Raw genomic sequence first — 19,889 nt, 5'->3', positions numbered from 1 at the left:
GCCGGGCGGCGTCCGGCGCGTGCCGGGCGGCGTCCGGCAGACGGGACTTTCGAAACACGCCCTGGGCCCACGGCCCCGAGCCGGGCCGGTCGCTCACCCGGTGACGGCCGTGCAGGCGGCGGCTCGACTGGCATGACGTCCGTGTGCACGCAGGCTCGTTCGCGCATGACGTCCGTGCGCGCGGGGGCTCCGTCGTGTTACAGCGGGCCTGCGCGCGGAAGCGCCTCGGCGTCGTGCCCGACCGTGCCCGCGGAAGCCCGCCAGCCCGGTATCCCCGGGCCGTGCACGCGGATCCGCCGTGTACTTACGGCCCTTCGTACAGGGGGTACGCACCACGGGCACGGACCGGCGGAGTTCACCGGGCCGGATCGGCTCGGCGGCCTGTCGGGTCCGTGACCGTGGTGCGACGCGCGTAGCGCTGGTTCAGGCTGCCGTGGCCCGCAGTTTGACGGGCAGGTCCTCACGGCTTCGGACCTTCATCTTCTTGTACACGCGGGTCAGATGCTGCTCGACGGTGCTCACGGTCACGAACAGCTCCTGGGCGATCTCCCGGTTGGTGAGACCGCGTGCGGCCAGCGTGGCCACGCGCTGCTCCGACTTGCTCAGCTTGTCGAAGTCGTGCTCGATCTTCACCGGCCACTCGGCGGTCGGCTCCAGCGGCGGGGCGGCCACCATCAGGGCCTCGGGCATTGTGTCCGCGTTGCACACCTTGGCCATCCGGCGCGCCCGGAGACCCGCGGTGCGGGCCTTGTCCTTGTCGCCGATGGCGCGGTGCGCCGAGCTGAGATCGGCGAGGCAGCGCACCAACTCGTAGCGGTCGCCGCCGGCCTGGAGGAGCTGCATGGACTTGTCGAGGATCGTCAGACGTTCCTTGAAGTCGCGGGTGGCGGCCAGTGCGCGCAGAGCCATGCCGCGGGAGCGCGTGCTGGCGAAGCCGCGCATGGCCAGCTGCGCCTCGAGGAGCCCGGCCGCCTTCTCCTTCTGGTCCAGCGACAGCCAGGCCTCGGCCGCGCCGACTCGCCACGGCACCAGCACGGGTGTGTCCATGTCCCACTGCTGCGCCTGCTTGCCGCAGGTCAGGAAGTCGGCGAGGGCCGCGTACGGTCGGCCGCCCGCCAGGTGGTGCCGGCCGCGGGCGTAGAGGTAGTGCAGCCCGGAACGGGTCTGGAAGAGTGCGGGAGCGGCCGCGGTAGCGAAGCACTGCGCGGCCTTGTCGTGGTTGCCGATCGAGGTGTGCGCCTCGGCGAGGGTGGCCAGCGCCAGCCAGCCGTGGGTGTCCAGGGAGCGGTTCGTCGTCGGGGCCAGTGCCGCCGTGCTGTGCTCGACAGCGACGTCGAGTTCGCCGCGGCGCAGCGCGATCATGGCGAGCAGGCCCCGCAGCACAGCGGTCCAGCCGGGGAGTTCGCTCTCCGCCGCGCTCGTTAGAAAACGATTCGCTGTCCGTTGCGCGGAGTCCAGCGACGAGGAGTAGATGAGCGTGAGCACGGCGGGCACCACGCAGGCCCGGACGGACGCGTCGAACAGGCTCCCGGTCTGCAGCGACTGCTCGGCCTGGGCCGCGATGTAGGCGTCGCCGTTGCCGGTCAGCACGGAGAGCAGGGACTGGTGTGCCTGGAGCCTGGCGCGGACGGCGGGCGACGCGTCGGCGGTCAGGGCCGCGGCCGCCGGCCGTGACCTGGCGGCCGCCGAGGCTCCGGCGGGGCGCTGCACCCCGGGGAAGCTGGACGCGATCTGCAGTTCGGTCACCTGCATCTCGACGCAGATGTCGGGCCGGTCGACGTCGGCACGCCGCACGATGCTGTCGATGACCTCGACGGCGTCGTGCACCTGGGCGTTCCACAGCATGGCCTGGGCGACCGGAAGGGCGGTGTCCGGGGCCATCAGGCCGGTGAGGATCGAGGTCTTGAGCGACTGGTAGCGCGCGAGGGCCCCGCCGAGTTCGACCATCGCGCAGATCTCCGCCAGTTGGGCCTTGATCTCGTACCGCGTCCTGTCGTCGGTGCAGGAGGCGTCGGCCAGCTTCAGACAGCGGATGCCGAGGTCCATCTGACCGGCGGCGAGCGCGTGGCGTGCCGCGTCGCGCAGCACGGGCAGGCCCCATGTGTCCTGGACGGGGCCGGCCGCGAGGAGATGGAAGGCGATGGCCTCGGGCGGTGCGCCGTGGGCGTGCAGCAGGCGGGCGGCACGGTGGTGCATCTCGATCATGGTGGCGCTCGGGATGGTGCTCAGCACGATCTCCCGGACCCGCTTGTGCCGGAAGGCGCCCCCGACCAGCAGTCCGCTGGCCTGGAGCCGGCGCAGCGCGGTGCGTATGAGGCCGAGGGGCGCCTCGCACAACTCGCTCAGCTGGTATTCGTCGCAATTCTCCCCGAGCAGCGCCACTCCCTGCGCGACGAGGCGGGCCAGAGCGCCCATACGGTGCAGGCAAACCTGAACGGCCCTCTGGAAGGCGTCACCCGCGAACGGGCCGCAATCGGAACCCGGAAGTTCGCTATCTTTTACGGCGGCCTTTACCTGGCTGTCCTCCATGAGCGCGGATACCAGCAAGGGATTTCCGCCGGTGAGTTCGTGGTAGTGACTCGCCAGTTCCACCGCGATCGGATCAGGGCTCCTCTCGGCGATCATCCGGGCGACCGCGTCGGAATTCAGGAGTGCCAGGGAAACGCTGCAGACGTGGGTCTCGTAGAGCATCTCCTGGAGAATGGGAGAGGTGGCCTCCACGGTCGCGTCCCATGACACGAATACCGAGAGGGGAAGGGCGAGCGGCGCGAAGCGCGCCGTGAGGAGGCGCAGGCAGCGGATGGAGAGCGGGTCGGCGTGGTGGATGTCGTCGACGACCAGGACGACGGGACCGGGCTTCGTGAGGGCGGCGACGGCGGACTGCGCCAGCTGCGCGACGAACGACCAGACCGAGGTGTGGCCCGGAGCGCCGTGCCCGTTCAGGGGGGTTTCGGGGTTAGTCTGCGCTAAGAGTTGCTGGACGACGGAGAAGGGCTCGTTGCGCTCCTCCGGCAGCGCGCAGGTGCTGAACACCGTTGCGCCTGCGGCGCGACTCCGGTCGGCCAGGGCCCGCAGGAGGGTGCTCTTGCCGACACCGGTGGGCCCGTTCACCACGGCCAGGGTGCCGACACCTTTGGCGACCCGTTCCAGCAGGAGATCGATCTCTGTTCTCGCATTGCTGTGACCCAACAGGTTTATCACGAAACCTCGCTTTCACGTAGTGGCGCGGGCCCTCGACGAAGGGTTCCGGCGCACACTCGGCCTGCCGCTCACGTTTTCCCAGATACCGCGGGATTTGCCAGTGGATCTACCGCGTGACTACCGCGTATCCTGTACGCAGCTACATAGCGTGGTCAACAACTTTCTCGAACGTTTGCCCAATCTTGGGGCCCGGGGCCAACGCGAAACCGTCCTCGGGGACGGGGTGGATGGCGTGAGGGAGCGCGAGGTGGCCTGCGGCGACGGCAGTACGTGGCCCTTGCATCGCATGCGATGGCAAGGCGACTCGTAATCGAATCCGCGACGGTTCCGTGTCCATTCACCGGACAGGCCCGCGGCCCGGCCCCCGAACCTCCGTCAGCTCGAGGCGGGACCCCGGTCGAGTGCGCCGGGGGCTGGGTCGCCGAGCAGGGGGTCGCGGGAGGCCGCCCGGGACTTTCACTTCGCAACGCGCGGGCGATGGCGCGCGCCTCGATTCCGGCCTGGCGAAGGGCCTCCGTGAGGGGATCGGTGTATCCGGTGAAGTAGAGGCGTGGTGCCGCGTGATGCCTCTGTTCCTCCACGGCGGTGGGCTGCCCGGCCTCGTCGATCACTCCCAGGGCGCCGACCAGGTCGCGCGGGTCGGACCGGTACCCCGTGGGGCGATGACCGTGTCGGGGCGCAGCCGGGTCGTCGTCGGCCAGGACGACGTCGGGGCCGTCGAACGCCTCGACGGCCGATACCGGCTCGACCCGGCCGGACCGGACGGCGTCCACGAAGCCGTGGTCGAGCACCGGGTTGACCGTTTCGCGGACGTTGCGCGTGTACAGGCCGGTGCGGGGGCGGGGCAGTCCACGAGCCGTGCGCCCCGCAGGCCATCTGGGGCCGGCCCTCGCGGGGGCCGGCCTCGCCTACGGCGGCTTCGGGCTCCTGCTCGGCTCCCTCGTCCGCGGTGAGCTGGAAGGCCCTCTTCCTCATCATCATGCTCAGCCTGGTCGACACCGGGCTGCAAATCCCGTCTTCAACCGTTCACGTCCCTCCGCCGGAGCGCAGTGAACGCCCGCTTCACCGCAGCGGATACGCGGCCGCGTCAAAGGGCTTCTGAGCTGCCGGCCGTCGTTCCCGACTCGCACCGGTGTGCCGCTTCGCGGGCGATGTCGGTGTAGGCCCGGAAGAGGGTCGGGCCGGTTTCGCCGGGGTCGCGTTCGTTCAGGGCCGCCCAGCATCGGGCGACGAGTTCCCGGGCCTCGGCGCCGGGCCAGGGCCGGGGCAGCAGCTCGGGTGGCAGCAGCGGGTCGGGCGTCATGGCCCGGGTGAGCTCGGCGGCCAGCTCGACGGCGATGGTGAGGAGCGCGGCCGGGGACAGCCCGGCCGGACCCGTGAGCCGGTCGAGCCGGGTCCGGGCGATCCGGCCGAGCCGGTGGTAGCGGTCGGCCGTCTCCTCCAGGGGCCACAGGGCGCGGGTGAGTTCCTCGGGCTCTCGGACGTCGCCCCGGCGCAGGTCCGTCGTGGTGAGGAGGGTGAGCACGCCATCGGCGCCGACGCGGCGGGCGGCGTCCTCGACATGCGGTTCCCACGCGTTGGCGCAGACGTACAGCCCGCCCTGGAGCGGCGCGCCGCCGAGGTGGACGAGCGTCTCGCGCAAGACGTCGCGAGCGGTGCGCGCGGACTCGGGCACCGCGAAGGCCGCCAGGTGCCAGACGCCGTCCCAGGGGGCGAGTCCGGCGTCCTGGCGGAACGCGTGCCGCAGGAACTCCGGATGGGGGGCCAAGGCGTGTGCGGTCTCCTCGGTGGCGTGCAGCAGCGCTTTGCGGCCGCGGCCTTCTTGGGTGAACCGGCCTTCGGCGACCAGGCGTTTGACGCACAGCCGCACCTGCTGGTCGCTCATGCCCAGGGATCCCGCGACGGCGTACAGCTCGTCGGCGCCGACCGTGCCGTCCTCGCGGATCAGTGCGTGGACGAGCATGCGGGTGGGAACCTCGACGGCCTCCGTCCCGGCGCTCACGGTGCTCCCGTGCCTTTCGCCCCGACGGGGCGGCGCATGGTGGTCACCGCACCGAATCCCATCAGTCCGCGCAGGTAGGGAGTGTGCTCGGTGCGCACGGCGGTGAAGCCGCGTCGCTCGTAGAGGGCCCTGGCGCGCGGATTGACGTCGATCACGTCCAGTCTGATCTCCCGGCAGTCCCGCTCCGCCGCGACTTCGGCCACCTCCGCGAGGAGCAGGCTCCCGACGCCGCGGCCGCGCAGGTCCACGTGCACGGCGATGCCGTCCATGACGAGCTGCCCGCGAGCGGGGCGGCGTTCGAACAGGGCGAGGAGCAGGAGCCGGTGCAGTCCCCGGAGCCGTCCGTACGCGCGCAGCACGGCAGAGGCCGAACCCCCGGTGAGGCCCCGGCCGCCGAGCTGGTAGCCGGCGAGCCCGACCAGCCTCCCGTCGAGGAGTGCGCACACCGCGCGATCGGCGTTCAGGTGGGCGGCGATGAAGGGCACCGCCTTGTCAGGCGGGTTCAGAGCGGGGCCCAGTTTGCGACCGAAGGCGGCCCAGTACAGCTCGGCCGCCTGCCGCTCGGCACCGGCCGGAACGCCCCGCCGGATCACCACCCGCCCCGCGCCCGCATCCGCCATGTCCAGCCCCAGTCCCATCCGTGCCCCCTCGTCGCTGTCACCGCCGCCGTCGCCGTCGCTCCGACAGCCCTCGACCTGAAAACTATCATCTTCTCTACGACCGTTTCTGTGATGATAGTTTCCATGTCAGATTCCATGTGTCCCAAGAACCGGTTCCGACGGCGCGGGCTCGGCGTCGTCGTGTGGTCACTAGTCACCGTCCTGGTCGTGGCCGCCGGGCTGGTCGGAGTGGTGCTGTGGCAGAACTCCTACGACATGAACGAGCAGCGAGTCACGATCCGCCACGGCGGTCACACCCTCCACGGGGTGCTGGCCACTCCCCGGGACGGGCGTGAGCGTCACGGCCTGATCGTGTACGTCCATGGCGACGGCCCCGTCGACGCCACCCACGACGACGGCTACAAACCCATGTGGGAGGCGAACGCCGAGGCCGGATACGCCTCCCTGTCCTGGGACAAGCCCGGCGTCGCGGGCGCACCCGGCGAGTGGCTCGACCAGTCCATGGACGACCGGGCCGACGAGGCGGCCGCCGCCGTCGCCTGGGCGCGCACCCGCCCGGACATCGACGGCGACCGGATCGGACTCTGGGGCGCCAGCCAAGCGGGCTGGGTCCTGCCGAAGATCGCCGCCAGGACGCCGGTGAGCTTCGTCGTCGCGGTCTCACCCGCGGTCAACTGGCTCCGGCAGGGCCGCTACAACCTCCTGGCCGAACTGCGCGCCGAGGGCGCGTCGGCGGCCCGCACCAAGGCCGAGGTGGCCAGGAGCGACGCCACCCGCCAACTCCTGGACCGGCACGCGACCTTCGAGGAGTACGTGAAGGCCGTGCGCGGCGACACGCGCGGAATGACCGCCGACCGCTGGGGCTTCATCTCCAGGAACTACACCGCGGACGCCACGCAAGACCTGCGCGCGCTGCGCGGCGTGCCGGTGCTCCTGGCCCTCGCGGGCCATGACGTCAACGTGGACACCGCCGACACGGAACGCACCTACCGCAGGGTGCTGGACGCAGACGGCGAACTGGCGGTCAGGCATTACCCGGAGGCGACGCACTCGCTGCTCAAGCAGTCCGTCGAGCAGTCGGACCTGAAGATCACCCTCACCGCGCTCTTCGCCCCGCGCTCGCTCTTCGCGGACGGATTCCTGGACGACCAACGCCGGTTCCTCGACGGTCTCGACCGGGCCGGCACGGTCGGCTCGCCGCTTCCGCACCGGTGACGTCGGCGCCATCGCAGGAGGCGTCCCGGAGAGCGAAGCCGCACCGCCCGCCCCAGCGGCATCATGACTAGGGTCACGTCGCATGACCGACGCCGAGATCGTGATCACCGCAGACCTGGTCCGCAGCCTGCTTCGTGAGCAGCATCCAGATCTTGCGGGGGAGCCCGTCCGTGAGGTGGCGGGCGGCTGGGGCAACCAGATGTGGCGTCTGGGGGACGAGTTGGCCGTACGCATGCAACGCATGGACCCCACCCCGGAACTCCAGTTCAAGGAACGGCGGTGGCTGCCGGAGCTGGCTCCGCGCCTCCCGCTCCCGGTGCCGCTGCCGGTGCGGTGCGGGGAACCGTCCGAGCGCTTCCCCAAGCACTGGACCGTCATGACATGGGTTCACGGTGAGCCGCTCGATCACGCGTCGATCAGCCGCGGCGACCACGCGGCCGGCGCGCTGGCGGGCTTCCTTCGGGCGCTGCACGAGGAGGCGCCCGCCGAGGCGCCGACGGCTACGGACCGCGGTGGCCATCCGAAGGACTGCGCGGACGGCTTCGAGACGTTCCTGCGTGCCGTCGTCCCGGACGAGGTCGCCCCCGACGTCCGGGTCGTCTGGGACGAGGCCGTCGCGGCCGGCGCGTGGGAGGGCCCGCCCGTCTGGGTGCACGGCGACCTCCATCCCGCGAACGTCGTCGTCGCGGACGGAACGCTCTCGGGCATCGTCGACTTCGGCGCCCTGTTCGCCGGCGACCCGGCGTGGGACCTCGCCGCCGCGTGGTTGCTGCTGCCCCCGAGAACGGCATCACGGTTCTTCGACCTGTACGAGCGGGCGGACGACGCGACGATCCGCCGCGCCCGAGGACTGGCCGCGATGAAGAGCCTGTTCCTGATGCTCATGGGTCAGAACGGAGACCGAGGCCTTCCCGGCGGCAAGCCGCACTGGGGACCAGTGGGCCGGGCCGCGCTTGATCGCGTACTGAACGGCCTCTGACGCCCGCTCCCTTGGCTCCGCGCGATGCGGATAGCCAGACGAGCAGCCAGAGTCGCGGTCCTGGACCCGTCGGGGGCGGTCTTCATGTTCCGGTACGACAACAAGGAGGTCGGCCTCCACTGGGCGATGCCCGGGGGCGGGCTGGAGCCCGGGTAGCGGGCGGGTCGGCGGCAGCTGGTCGCCGGACGGGCCGGGGAGCGGTTCCGGCGGGTGAGGTGACCTCAGGCGGGCAGGCGCCACTCCCTGGTCTCCGACGTCGGCTGCCGGTCGCCGGTGTCCTTGATGCTGGTCGGTGTTCCGTCCGGAGCGAACGGGTGGCGGAAGGTGAAGGCGTGCGGTGCGGAGCCGTGCCGGTGGAGATGCTCCAGCCGGGCGACCGCGTCCCGCCAGACGGGCGTCACGCCGTCGGTGACCCACCAGGACACGTAAGCGGGGCGCCCCGTTTTCTCGAACCAGTCGTGCCGCCTGTTGAGCGACTCACGGTGTGTGCGGGTGTAGACGGCGTCGAAGGCGGGGCGCACGTCGGTCCACAGGGAGAGGGTGGCGGCCAGTGCGGTGGTTTCCGCGGTGCGCCCCTTGTCGTACCAGGCGGGTACGGCGAACTCTCCCCATGCGCCCCAGTCCGCGTCGAAGAGCGTGCCCCGGTCGCCCTCTGACGCTTCGGCGTGAGCGAGGTATCCGGGATGCCGGCCGATCTGCTCGTAGACGGCCGCGCCCACTTCGTAGAACTCGTGGGTGAGGGGAGAGGGGTCGGCGAGGGGCGCCTTCAGGACGCCGAAGGTGTACAGCGCAAGACGGGGCATGTGTCTCTCCCTGGTCGGGGGCTCCCGGCGCGGAACCGGTGCGGGGGCGGCGCGGCGGCCGAAGGACGGTGACGGCGGCGGGCGAGCGGCGGTGGGCTGACGGGCTCGTCGCGTCGGAGTGGCGGGCTGGAGCAACTCGGCCGCGATCGTTGTCGATCGGCGAGGACCAGGTGAAGGTAGCTGTTCATGCGGGCGCTGTCGAAGTTGCGTTTTCCCCGTTCAAGTGGCCTTGCACTGGGAAGGGTTCAGCGTTCGGCGGTCGGCGTGCCGGGTCGGGGCCCGCCGGCGCCGCCGCGCCGCCGGCCCCCGCCTCGGGGTGGGTCAGTCGTCGAGCGCGAGATAGCCGGGGGACGGATGCGCCAGCTCGGGACGGTCGACCGTGTACTGAGCGCCGTGGATGGACAGCATCGCCCAGTGCCATGCCTCGTCGTGGAAGACCAGCCCGCGAAACGACGTCTCGGCCGGTTCGTACGGGTAGTGCTCCAGAGCGGCCTGACTCGCCTCCTGCGGGGTCAGCCCGCCGTGATGCTCCATCACCCATGCGTAGGCACGCCGTTCGGATTGCAGGTAGTCGACGTACTCGGCTTCGTCCCAGGTCACAGCTGAAGGGTAGACGGGCCGCCGGAGAGGGCGGCGGGCCGCCGCAGCGACGCGGACGGCTCCGGCGGTGCCTCGAGGACCTCACGGGGTTGCGGTGAGCGGGGTACGGTCGTGGTTGTCATGATCAGGGAAGAAGGGGGTTTCCGAGGTATGAGCGGGACAGTGACGGCGGTCAGCAGCAACCGGGAGTACTCGTTCACCAAGCCGAACCGGGACAGCGTCAGACTGCTCGCCGGCCTCGGCGTGGAGGGGGACGTGCACGCCGGTGTGACGGTCAAGCACCGCTCGCGCGTGGCGCAGGACCCCACCCAGCCGAACCTGCGCCAGGTCCACCTCATCCACGAGGAACTCTTCGCCGAGGTCGGCGAGGACGGGTTCACCGTGGCGCCCGGCGAACTCGGGGAGAACATCACCACGCGCGGCCTCGACCTGCTCGGCCTGCCGGTCGGCACACTGCTGCGCATCGGCGACTCCGCGGTCCTGGAAGTCACCGGCCTGCGCAACCCCTGCCTGCAGATCGACGCCTTCCGGGAGGGGCTGCTGAAGCGGGTCGTCGGCCGGGACGAGGCGGGCAACGTCGTGCGCAAGGCCGGAATCATGAGCATCGTGAGGGAAGGCGGCGTGGTGCGCCCCGGTGACACCATCGAAACGGAACTTCCCGAGGGTCCGCACCGTCCCCTGGACCGCGTCTGACCGGCTCCTTCCCGTCCACGGCGTGAGTCCGCCCGGCCGCGGGAGACCGGCGCCCGGAGGGCGGAGCGCCGGCAGCCGGCCCGACCGCCCCCGCCGTGCGTCCCTGCCCGTCCGGGGCCGCGGCGCGGGTCCGGGCCCCCGTGCGCGTCCGCGCCGTGCACGGGACCCGCCTGTCGCGCGGATTCCGTCGCGATCGGGTACCCAGGAACGGTGAGCAAGGATGCGAGCGACTCCTTCGTGCATGTCCGGGGCGCGGGCGAGAACAACCTGCGCAACGTCGACGTTCCGCGGGACGCGATGGTCGCCTTCACCGGCGTCTCCGGTTCGGGCAAGTCCTCGCTCGCGTTCGGCACGCTGTACGCGGAGGCCCAGCGCCGCTATTTCGAGTCCGTGGCACCGTACGCCCGAAGGCTGCTGCAACAGGTCGGCGCACCGCACGTGCAGGAGATCACCGGACTGCCGCCCGCCGTGGCCCTTCAGCAGCGACGCGGGTCGCCCAGCTCGCGCTCGACGGTCGGCACCCTCACCACGTTGTCCAATCTGCTGCGCATGCTGTACTCCCGCGCCGGCACGTACCCGCCGCGGGCCGCACGGCTGGAGGCCGAGTCGTTCTCACCCAACACCGCGGCCGGCGCCTGCCCCGAGTGCCACGGACTGGGCGTCGTGCACGACGTCGCCGAGGACCTGCTCGTCCCGGACCCGTCGCTGAGCATCCGCGAGGGGGCGATCGCCGCCTGGCCGGGCGCCTGGCAGGGCGCCAACCTGCGCAGCGTCGTGAACGGCCTGGGGATCGACATCGACCGACCGTGGCGCAGGCTCCGGAAGAAGGACCGGGACTGGCTGCTGTACACCGATGAGCAGCCCTCCGTGTACATCGAGCCGGAGGAGGACCGCGTCGACTACGGCTACCAGGGCAAGTTCTGGAGCGCCCGCAAACACGTGATGCACGTGCTCGCCGATTCGAAGAGCGAGAAGATGCGCGAGCGGGCGCTCCGCTTCGTCAGGAGTGTGCCCTGCCCCGAGTGCCATGGCAGCGGACTGCGTCCCGAGGCGCTCGCCGTGACCTTCGCGGGACGCTCCATCGCCGAGGTCAACGCGATGCCGCTCACCGACGTCGTGGCACTCCTGCGGCCCGTGGCGGGGCGGCCCGAGGCCGACGCCGCCACGTCGAGCGCCCGCTCCGGGGAGACGACCGAGGTCGCGGTGCGGATCTGCGGCGATCTGGTCGCCCGGATCGACGTCCTGCTCGACCTGGGCCTCGGATATCTCAGCCTCGGGCGCCGCTCGACCACCCTGTCACCCGGCGAGGCGCAACGCCTCAGGATCGCCACCCAGCTGCGCTCGGGACTGTTCGGCGTCGTGTACGTCCTCGACGAACCCTCCGCGGGCCTGCACCCGGCCGACGCGAAGCCGCTGCTGGACGTGCTGGAGCGGCTCAAGGCCGCCGGCAACTCGCTGTTCGTCGTCGAGCACGACATGGACGTCGTCCGGCGGGCGGACTGGGTGGTCGACATCGGCCCCGGCGCGGGCGAGGGCGGCGGGCGCGTGCTGTACAGCGGCCCGGTCGCCGGTCTGGAGCGGGTCCGTGACTCGGCGACGAGCCGGTACCTGTTCGGGCGCGCCCGGCCGCTCGACCACAGCCCGCGCACACCGCAGGGCTGGCTGCGCCTGCGCGGCGTCTCCCGCCACAATCTGCACGACGTGTCCGTCGACGTGCCGCTGTGCGTGCTGACGGCGGTCACGGGCGTTTCCGGGTCCGGAAAGTCCACACTGGTGACGCAGGTGCTCGCCGAGGTCGTCCGCGGCCACCTCGGGCTCGTTCCCGAGGAGCCCGACGAGGCGCACCTGGAGGTCGACGTCCAGGACGCGTCGGGGGTCGAGTCGTTCGACCGGCTGGTCCGGGTCGACCAGCGGCCCATCGGCCGCACGCCCCGGTCCAACCTGGCCACGTACACGGGCATGTTCGACGCGGTCCGCAGGCTGTACGCGGCGACGGACGAGGCCCGCAGGCGCGGCTACCCGGCCGGGCGGTTCTCCTTCAACGTGCCCGAAGGGCGGTGCGAGACCTGCCAGGGCGAGGGATTCGTCGCGGTGGAACTGCTGTTCCTGCCCGGCACCTACGCGCCGTGCCCGACCTGCGAAGGCGCCCGGTACAACGCCGAGACGCTGGAAGTCACCCACCGCGGTAAGAACATCGCGGACGTGCTGGCGCTGTCCGTCGGCGCCGCCGCCGAGTTCCTGTCGGACCTCCCGGCCGCCTCCCGCAGCCTGGAGACCTTGCGGGAGGTGGGCCTGGGGTACCTGCGGCTGGGCCAGCCCGCGACGGAACTCAGCGGCGGGGAGGCGCAACGCATCAAACTGGCCACCGAACTCCAGCGGGCCCGCCGCGGGCACGCCCTCTACCTGCTCGACGAGCCGACGGCGGGACTGCACCCCTCGGACATCGCGCTGCTGCTGCGGCAACTGCACCGGCTCGTCGACGCCGGCAACACCGTCGTCCTCGTGGAGCACGACCTGGACACGATCGCCACCGCCGACTGGGTCGTCGACCTCGGCCCCGGCGGCGGCGACGCGGGCGGGCGGGTGATCGCCGCGGGCCCGCCGGCCAAGGTGGCGAAGGCCCGCCGCAGCGCCACCGCGCCCTACCTCGCGACCCGCCTCGCCCGCTCCTGACGACGGCGCGAGGCGACGGCGTCCATGGGGCCGCCCCCGGCCCCGGCCCTCGTGACCGGGGGAGAGGGCAGCCTGTGCGGCACGGTTGTCGGGGACCGTGCCGCACAGGCGGTCAGCGGGTTCCGGCCGCCGTCTCGCGCCGGCGGGCGCGGTCGGGCGCCGGGCGCAGGACGCGGGCGCCCACGGCGGTGGTCACGCACAGCACCGTCAGCAGGGCGAAGGCGCGGTCGAGGGCGACGACGCGGGTCAGCCAGCCGATCACGGCGGGGCCCGCGAGCATGCCGACGTAGCCGAGTCCGGCGACGCGGGAGACGTTGGTCCCGGCGGCGGACGGGTCCGTGTGTCCGGCCGCGCTGAACAGCTGCGGGACGCACCCGGACAGGCCCAGGCCGAACAGCGCCCAGCCGGCGAACACCGCAGGCGTCCACGGGATGAAGATCACCAGGGTGATGCCGGCGGCGGCCATGGCCGCGCCGTACCGCAGGATCGCCAGGGAGCCGAACCGGGCGGCGACACGGTCGGCGAGCAGCCGGCCGACGGTCATGGCCGCGGCGAAGGTGCCGTACGCGAAGGCGGCCGTGCCGGCGGACGCGCCCAGAATGTCCTCCATGTGCAGGGCGCTCCAGTCGTTGGCGGCGCCTTCGCACAGCATCACCATCAGTGCCAGGACCGCCAGCAGCCAGACCCGGCCCGTGCCGCCGGCGACCTCGGCGGCCGGTGACGTCCCGCCCCCGGACGCGGGGTCCGGGCTCTCGGCGGCGGGCGCGGACGGCAGCAAGGAGCGTGCCGCGGTCAGGGCGACCGCCACACCCAGCGCTGCCGTGGCGGCCATGGTCAGGACCGGGTTCAGCCTTGCGCTCGCCGCGCCCGCTCCCGCGAGAGCGGCGAGGACGCCGCCGACGGAGAACGTGGCGTGGAAGCCGGACATGACGGGGCGGCCGTAGGCCTTCTCCACGTGTACGGCGTGGGCGTTCATGCTCACGTCCAGGCAGCCGTTGCACAGCCCGAAGACCAGGAGCGCGGCGGCCAGCGTCCACGGTCCGTGGGCGAGGCCGGGCAGGATCAGGGCCGCCCCGCACAGGACGCCGCCGGCGGGCACCACGGTGCGGGCGCCGAGGCGATCGGTCAGGGGACCCGCGACCTGCATGCCCACCAGGGCCCCGAGTCCGAGTACCACCAGCAGACCGCCGAGGGTGGCGTGGCTGACGCCCACGCGGTCCTCGACGGCGGGGATGTGCACCACCCAGGTGCCCAGCAGGGTGCCGTTGAGGACGAAGTAGACGTAGGTCGCCGCGCGGGCGGCTCGCAGGGAACGTTCCATGCTCCCACCGTAACGAACATAAAGAATGTTTTAAACCCAAGCTTGCGAACATGATGAGTGTTCGTTGTCTGGTGGTGTTCAATCGCGGTATGAGCAACGCAGACCGGCACGGGCTGATCGCGAAGGTCGTCAGGGACGCCGGAGGCGCCACCGTCCAGGAACTGGCCGAGTTGACCGGCGCCTCGGAGATGACGATCCGGCGCGACCTCGACGCCCTCGCCGCCCAGGGCGTCCTCGAACGCGTCCGCGGCGGCGCGCGCACCCTGCTGCTCCGCGGCGAGGAGCCCCCCTTCGCGCTGCGCGCCCGCGAGGGGACCGACGTCAAACGCAGGATCGCCGCCGCCGTCTGCGCACTGATCGCCGACGGCGAGAGCGTCCTGCTGGACAGCGGCACCACCTGTCTGGAGGTCGCCCGCCTCCTGCGCGAGCGGCCCGTCACCGTGATGCCCCTGTCCCTCCAGGCCATCCACCTGCTCGGCGAGACGCCCGGACCGGCCACCCTGGTCGTGCCCGGCGGGCAGCCCCGCGCCGCCGAAGGGGCCCTCACCGGGCCGCTCACCCTCGCCTCCCTGGCGGCCCTGCGCTTCGACACCGCCGTCATCGGCTGCTGCGGGCTGACCGCGGCGGACGGCCTGACCGCCTACGACCTCGACGACGCCGCCGTGAAGAAGGCCGCCATCGCCTCCTCCCGCCGGATCGTCGCCGCCGCCGACGGCAGCAAACTCGGCCACACCGCCTACGCCCACGTCGGCCCCGCCGCCCTCGTGCACACCCTCGTCACGGACGCCACCGCGTCCGCCGAGGAGGTCACCGCGATCGAAGACGGCGGCACCGTCGTCCGCACCGTGTGACACCGCGCCCGTACGCCTGCACGACCGCGCGGAGGCGGCGGCAGCCCGGTGGTCCCAGCACCACCCCCACGCACACCGTCTGGCCGCACTGTCCTTTCCCGGCGTGTGCGCCAGAGTCGTGAGGGCCGGCGGGACACCGCCGGCGGACGCGGCAGCAGGAGGGGGAGCAACATGTCCGAAGCACCAGGCGGGGCACGTCGCGGAATGGTCCGCAGGGGGTTCCTGACCGGGGCCGCCGCGGTGACGGGCGCGGCGCTGACGGGCACGGCCCCCGCCGGCCCGGCACACGCGGCCGCGGCGGCGCCCGCGAACGACGCCGGCAGCGGCCCCCTGGCGTTCACCCACGTCACCGTGATCGACGGATCGGGAGCACCCCCGGCCCCCGGCATGACGGTCGTCGTCGAGGGCGGCCGTGTCACAGCGGTCGCCCCGAGCGCCCGCACCCGGCTCCGCCCGGGCACCCGCACGGTCGACCTGACCGGCAAGTACCTGATCCCGGGACTGATCGAGGCGCACACCCACAGCGACGGCCCGGAGGCGGTGGTCCCGCCCCTGTACGCCCTCGCCGGCGTCACCACCGTCCGGGAGATGAGGGGCGAGCCGGTCCACCACGAGTGGCGCGAGAAGATCCGCAGGGGAGCACTGCTCGGCCCCCGCTGGGTGGTCGGCAGCCCCATCGTCGACGGCGCGCCCTCTCTGTGGGCGGCCGACGTGGGCCCCACCGTCGAGGTACGCGACGCGGCCGAGGCCCGGCGTGCCGTACGGCGGGTCAAGCGCGAGGGCGCGGACTTCGTCAAGGTGTACTCCCGGCTGTCCCGCGAGGCCTACTTCGCCATCGCGGACGAGGCCCGGCGCCAGGGCATCCCCCACCTCGGGCACTGCCCCGACACCGTCGGGATCGCCGAGGCGAGCGCCTGCGGCCACCGCAGCGTCGAGCACCTGCACGCACTGCTCCTGGCGACCTCGCGCCACGAGGAGGAGATTCGGCGCGGCCTGGCCGCCGTGCGCATCGACCCGCGCGACCCCAGCAGCCTGTCCCGCTACCACAGCTGGTTCCAGCAGGTGCACCCCCTCGAATGGCGGGCGGTGCAGGGCTACGACCGGGACCGAGCGGACGCCCTGTTCCGGACTCTGGCCGCCCACGGGACCGCCGTCGTCCCCACGCTCAGCGTGCACCGCACACTCGAACTGCCCGACGCCGTGCCCTCCCGGGCCGAGGAGTGGAAGTACCTCCCCGCCTGGCAGGTGGAGAGCTGGCCCGACCAACTCGCGGCCCTGACGGGCGGACGCACCCCCGGGCAGCAAGAGCGGATCCACCGGATCTTCGCCCACCGGCTGCGGCTGGTCGGCGAGTTGCACGGCGCGGGCGTGCGGCTGGACGCGGGCACCGACACCGGCACGGGCTACCTCGTCCCGGGCTTCGCCCTCCACGACGAACTGGCCCTGCTCGTGGCGGCAGGCCTCACCCCGGCCGAGGCCCTGCGCGCGGCCACGCGGGACGCGGCCCGCACCCTCGGGCTGCCCGCCGTCGGCACCGTGGCCCGCGGACACGCCGCCGATCTGCTCGTCCTCGACGCCGACCCGCTGCACGACATCCGCAACACCCGCCGCATCCACGGCGTCGTCGTCGACGGCAGGTGGATCCCGCCCCAGGAACGCCACCGGCTGCTCGCGGCCGTGGAGGCGGCCGCCGCACAGACCCCGCCGCCCGAGGCGGGGGCGGCCCTGCGGGGATGCGGCTGCGGCGGACACCCCTGACGACCCCCGCCCCCGGGGGGCACGGGCTACCGGACGAGCTTCCAGTCCTGCGAGCCGTCCGTTGCCGCGCTCTGCAAGGTGAGCGGCGCCCCCGCGGTCGCGCCGGTCAGATACAGGCTCGTGTTCTTGACGGCCTGGAGCCTGTAGTAGCCGTCGGAGCCCTTGACCAGGGTCCAGCTGCCCGTCGCGCTGTCGTCGACCCACTGGCCGATGCGCTGCCCGGCCGTGGCGGCGCCCGTCCAGATCGCGGCGGCGCGACCGCCCGACCTGTTCAGCAGGGTCGTCCCCCCGTTCGGCTCGGTCACCACGTGCCACTGCTGGGTGTCGGGGTCGGCCGCCGCACCGGCGTCCTCCAGGACCACGTCCGGCGTGTTCCCGTTGCCGAGGTTGGCGTCATTGCTCTTGTTGCCGGTGCCGATCACCTGGCCGGTCCTGCGGTTGACCAGCCGGAAGTAGTCGCCGGCCGAGTCGCCGAGGTCGACCTCCGCGAAGGCGATCGTGGACGTGCCCTGGTTGTTGAGGATCGCGACGCGGCCGGTGCCGTCGACGTACTGGAGGTTGCGGCTGTAGCCGGCCGGGGACGTCGTCTGGTACTCCGTCCACACGCCGTCGCCGCGTCCGCTGTCGTCCACCCAGACGCTGCCGCTGCCGGCCGCGTTGTAGACCAGGCGCCCGTCGGGCAGCGCGATCAGCACCGGACTGCCGCCGCCCGTGAGGGGACGGGACCCGGCGACGACCGGCAGCGATCCGACCGACATGCCCGTCTGGCTGCCCTTGAAGAACGTCAGCGGGTCGTCGGCGACGACGTAGCGGGTGTCGGCTCCGCCGCCCCAGTACTCGAAGGTGAGCATCCACCGGCCGTCGGCCGTGGGGACGACGTTGGTCATGCCCGGCCGGCCGCCGCCGATCTCGGTCTTGCCGCCGCCCACGTCCTGGACGGACCCGGAGACGTCGACGACGGGGTCGCTCCAGCCGCTGCTCTTTCCGTCCCAGGTCCGGTGTACGAGGATCTGGCCGTGCGAGTCGTTGGCCGGGTCCTTCCTGGGCACGCCGGTGACCGGGTCGAAGCCGGTGTAGTCGTTCTCGTCGGAGTAGTAGCAGACCAGCTTGCCCTTGTAGACCATCAGGTACGGCTCCCAGAGGGGGTCCACCTGACGGTTCTCGTTGGCGGCTGCGATGTTCTGCCCGACCGCGCCCGCGCTGCCGCCCTGCCAGCCGGCGGTCGCCACCACGTTGACGACCTTCCAGCTCCTGCCGTCGTCCGTGCTGGAGTACAGGGCGATGGCCAGGTCGCTGCGGTCCCCGTCGTTGGACGGGGTCCAGTTCGGGTCGGCGGCCTTGTGCTCCTTGTAGTAGGCGTCGTCACCGGAGACGACACTCGCCAGCAGCAGCGTGCCGGCCTTCAGGCCGCCGACCTTCTGAGGCAGGACGTACAGGTACGGGTTGGTCCAGTTGCTCGTGTACCTGGCGTATGCGGGGTCCTTGGAGAGGTAGGCCGGCGCCTTCACCTCCGACAGCGGCTGCCAGCTCGTCCCGTCGTCGTCGCTCTTGTAGACGGGGAGGGTCTGCCCGGCCGCGCTGCCCGACGACGCCACGACCGTCGACTTCTCGAACGCGGCGACCAGCCGCCCGCTCGGGAGCTGGGCCGACTTCGGATAGACCGCGCAGTTGCCCCGCCCCTTCAGGCACGGTTCACCGCCCAGCCGGTACACGGTCCCGCCCGTGGGGTTGTACGCCTGCGCGCCGGCCATGGAACCGGCCAGCAGGGCCGCTGCCGCGAGGGAACTGCCCAGCGCCTTCGCTGTGGTACTTCTCTTCACTGCCCCTCCTTCGGGGAAATCACGGTGTTGCGGTGATCAGCACACGGACGTCCCAGGGGCCGAGGTCCAGCGGTGAACCGGCGGGAACGGACGTGCCGTCCAGAACGTCGGCGAGATCGGCCGGCACGCGCACGCGTGCGGCCTCCCAGCTCCAGTTGTGGACGATGTGGACCCGACGGCCGTCGGGTGAGGCGCCGGTCGCCGCGGTGACCGGCTCGGGAAGGTCCTGCCAGCCGTGGGACGCGGCGGGCGCCAGCCACTCGGCGAGCGCCCGGGCCAGGTCGCGGCCCGGTGCCGTGCCTACGGTGGTGACCCGGCCCGCGCCGTGCCGGCGCGTGGTGACGGCCGGCCAGCGGCCGAAGTGCGGGTGGTCGTACCCGGCGAGCACCTCGGCGTCGGTGACGTCCAGACACTCGATCCAGTGCGTCGCGGCGGCGGTGGCCGCAAGCCGCAGCGGGCCGCCGGGCACGCCGTGCACGGGGACCTCCTGGTGGAGGTTGCTGAACTCGTCGTACGCGACCCCCGCGGCCTCGGCGAGCCGGCCGGGGGCCGGGGTGAGCCGGGCCCGGGCCTCGTGGTCGGCGTAACCGGTGCGGGGTCCGAGGACGAGATGGCCGCCCGCGTGGGCGTAGGCCGCCAGCCGGTCGAGGGTGACGTCGTCGACGACGTACAGGGCCGGCGCGATGAGGACGGGGTGGCGCCGTACCGCCTCCTCAGGGGGCAGGTCCCCGAGCTGCCGCGCATGGACGATCCGCACCTGGCGGCGCGCGTCGAAGGCGCCGCGGTAGAAGGGGTCGAAGAGGCGGTGGTAGGCGGCGGCGTCCGGTTCGCCGTCGGGGGTCGCGAGCGGCGGGTACTTCTGCATCAGCCACTTGCTCGGCGTCGAGTACACCATCGTGATGTCGGCGTCCGGTTCGAGACCGGCGACCAAAGCGCCCGCCTTCTCGAACTCCACGCCCAGCCGCGCCACTTCGGCGTACGTACGGCCCGGCCGCCCGCTGTGCGGGAGGACACCGCCCCAGTACGTCTCCGCGCCGAAACGCAGGGTCTGCCACTGCCAGTACTCGACCATCCGCGCGCCGCGCGCCACGTGCGCCCAGGCGGCCTGACGCCACTGGCCGTCGTAGCCGGGCCGGTTGTCCCACGGGAAGCCGATGCTCTGGGCGTTGGTCTCGGTGACGAGGAAGGGCTCCTGCCGGGAGGAGAACATCCAGTCCGCGGTCTGGTACATCGACCACACCCCGGTGGTCTTCCACTTCTGCTCGTGGGCGTCGGGGGTGGGGTCGGGGAGCGCGAGGCCGAGACGTGTTCGGTGTGCCCGGCGCGACCGGTGTGCCCGGCGCCCAGGCTCCA

The 19,889-nt window shown here is 72.4% G+C and carries 14 protein-coding genes and 1 pseudogene; 7 read left to right on the top strand and 8 right to left on the bottom strand.

Going from position 1 to position 19,889, the window contains the following annotated elements:
- Positions 1-423: 423 nt before the first annotated feature.
- From ACGFSH_RS32685 to ACGFSH_RS32675, 3 genes are all read right to left on the bottom strand, one after another.
- Positions 424-3,189, bottom strand: a complete 2,766-nt coding sequence (locus tag ACGFSH_RS32685; RefSeq protein ID WP_393354888.1) for an AAA family ATPase — start codon at positions 3,187-3,189, stop codon at positions 424-426.
- Between the two features lie 1,099 nt (positions 3,190-4,288).
- Positions 4,289-5,164, bottom strand: coding sequence for a PaaX family transcriptional regulator C-terminal domain-containing protein (locus ACGFSH_RS32680; RefSeq protein ID WP_393354914.1), 876 nt, complete (start codon positions 5,162-5,164; stop codon positions 4,289-4,291).
- Between the two features lie 35 nt (positions 5,165-5,199).
- A complete protein-coding gene (locus ACGFSH_RS32675; RefSeq protein ID WP_393354886.1) occupies positions 5,200-5,841 on the bottom strand; it encodes a GNAT family N-acetyltransferase in 642 nt (213 codons plus the stop codon).
- Between the two features lie 105 nt (positions 5,842-5,946).
- On the opposite strand from ACGFSH_RS32675, the gene ACGFSH_RS32670 reads away from it, so the two are divergent.
- From ACGFSH_RS32670 to ACGFSH_RS32660, 3 genes are all read left to right on the top strand, one after another.
- On the top strand, positions 5,947-7,038 hold the full coding sequence (locus ACGFSH_RS32670; protein WP_393354884.1) for an alpha/beta hydrolase family protein: 1,092 nt from the start codon (positions 5,947-5,949) through the stop codon (positions 7,036-7,038).
- Between the two features lie 82 nt (positions 7,039-7,120).
- Positions 7,121-8,017 carry an aminoglycoside phosphotransferase family protein gene (locus tag ACGFSH_RS32665; RefSeq protein WP_393354882.1) on the top strand — a complete coding sequence of 299 codons (897 nt, stop codon included), beginning with the start codon at positions 7,121-7,123 and terminating at the stop codon, positions 8,015-8,017.
- Positions 8,018-8,041: 24 nt separating this feature from the next.
- Complete coding sequence (locus ACGFSH_RS32660) at positions 8,042-8,173, top strand: hypothetical protein (RefSeq protein WP_393354880.1); 132 nt, start codon at positions 8,042-8,044, stop codon at positions 8,171-8,173.
- Positions 8,174-8,238: 65 nt separating this feature from the next.
- Here the strand turns inward: ACGFSH_RS32660 and ACGFSH_RS32655 are convergent, their stop codons facing one another.
- Together ACGFSH_RS32655 and ACGFSH_RS32650 are read right to left on the bottom strand one after the other, a co-directional pair.
- Positions 8,239-8,820 (bottom strand): DUF3291 domain-containing protein, encoded by a 582-nt coding sequence (locus ACGFSH_RS32655; protein ID WP_393354878.1) that lies wholly within the window; start codon positions 8,818-8,820, stop codon positions 8,239-8,241.
- 321 nt (positions 8,821-9,141) lie between these two features.
- Positions 9,142-9,420, bottom strand: coding sequence for a hypothetical protein (locus tag ACGFSH_RS32650; protein WP_393354876.1), 279 nt, complete (start codon positions 9,418-9,420; stop codon positions 9,142-9,144).
- 150 nt (positions 9,421-9,570) lie between these two features.
- Between ACGFSH_RS32650 and ACGFSH_RS32645 the strand changes: the two genes are divergently transcribed.
- Together ACGFSH_RS32645 and uvrA are read left to right on the top strand one after the other, a co-directional pair.
- A complete protein-coding gene (locus ACGFSH_RS32645; protein WP_393354874.1) occupies positions 9,571-10,113 on the top strand; it encodes an MOSC domain-containing protein in 543 nt (180 codons plus the stop codon).
- A 210-nt stretch (positions 10,114-10,323) separates the two neighbouring features.
- Complete coding sequence (gene uvrA / locus ACGFSH_RS32640) at positions 10,324-12,786, top strand: excinuclease ABC subunit UvrA (RefSeq protein WP_393354872.1); 2,463 nt, start codon at positions 10,324-10,326, stop codon at positions 12,784-12,786.
- Positions 12,787-12,898: 112 nt separating this feature from the next.
- Here uvrA and ACGFSH_RS32635 read toward each other — a convergent pair whose 3' ends face one another.
- On the bottom strand, positions 12,899-14,107 hold the full coding sequence (locus ACGFSH_RS32635; protein WP_393354870.1) for an MFS transporter: 1,209 nt from the start codon (positions 14,105-14,107) through the stop codon (positions 12,899-12,901).
- A gap of 89 nt (positions 14,108-14,196) precedes the next feature.
- On the opposite strand from ACGFSH_RS32635, the gene ACGFSH_RS32630 reads away from it, so the two are divergent.
- Positions 14,197-14,958 (top strand): DeoR/GlpR family DNA-binding transcription regulator, encoded by a 762-nt coding sequence (locus ACGFSH_RS32630; RefSeq protein WP_393354868.1) that lies wholly within the window; start codon positions 14,197-14,199, stop codon positions 14,956-14,958.
- Between the two features lie 171 nt (positions 14,959-15,129).
- On the top strand, positions 15,130-16,716 hold the full coding sequence (locus ACGFSH_RS32625) for an amidohydrolase family protein (protein WP_393354866.1): 1,587 nt from the start codon (positions 15,130-15,132) through the stop codon (positions 16,714-16,716).
- A gap of 26 nt (positions 16,717-16,742) precedes the next feature.
- Here ACGFSH_RS32625 and ACGFSH_RS32620 read toward each other — a convergent pair whose 3' ends face one another.
- Positions 16,743-18,467 carry an RICIN domain-containing protein gene (locus tag ACGFSH_RS32620; protein ID WP_393354912.1) on the bottom strand — a complete coding sequence of 575 codons (1,725 nt, stop codon included), beginning with the start codon at positions 18,465-18,467 and terminating at the stop codon, positions 16,743-16,745.
- Positions 18,468-18,555: 88 nt separating this feature from the next.
- Positions 18,556-19,836: pseudogene (locus ACGFSH_RS32615) on the bottom strand (beta-galactosidase); the annotation flags it as partial.
- Positions 19,837-19,889: the final 53 nt, after the last annotated feature.

The sequence above is a fragment of the Streptomyces sp. NPDC048481 genome (genome assembly GCF_043200075.1).
In the GTDB taxonomy this organism is placed as follows: domain Bacteria; phylum Actinomycetota; class Actinomycetes; order Streptomycetales; family Streptomycetaceae; genus Streptomyces.
Note: the sequence above shows the minus strand (reverse complement) of the source record. Positions and strands in the feature narration are given on the sequence as shown.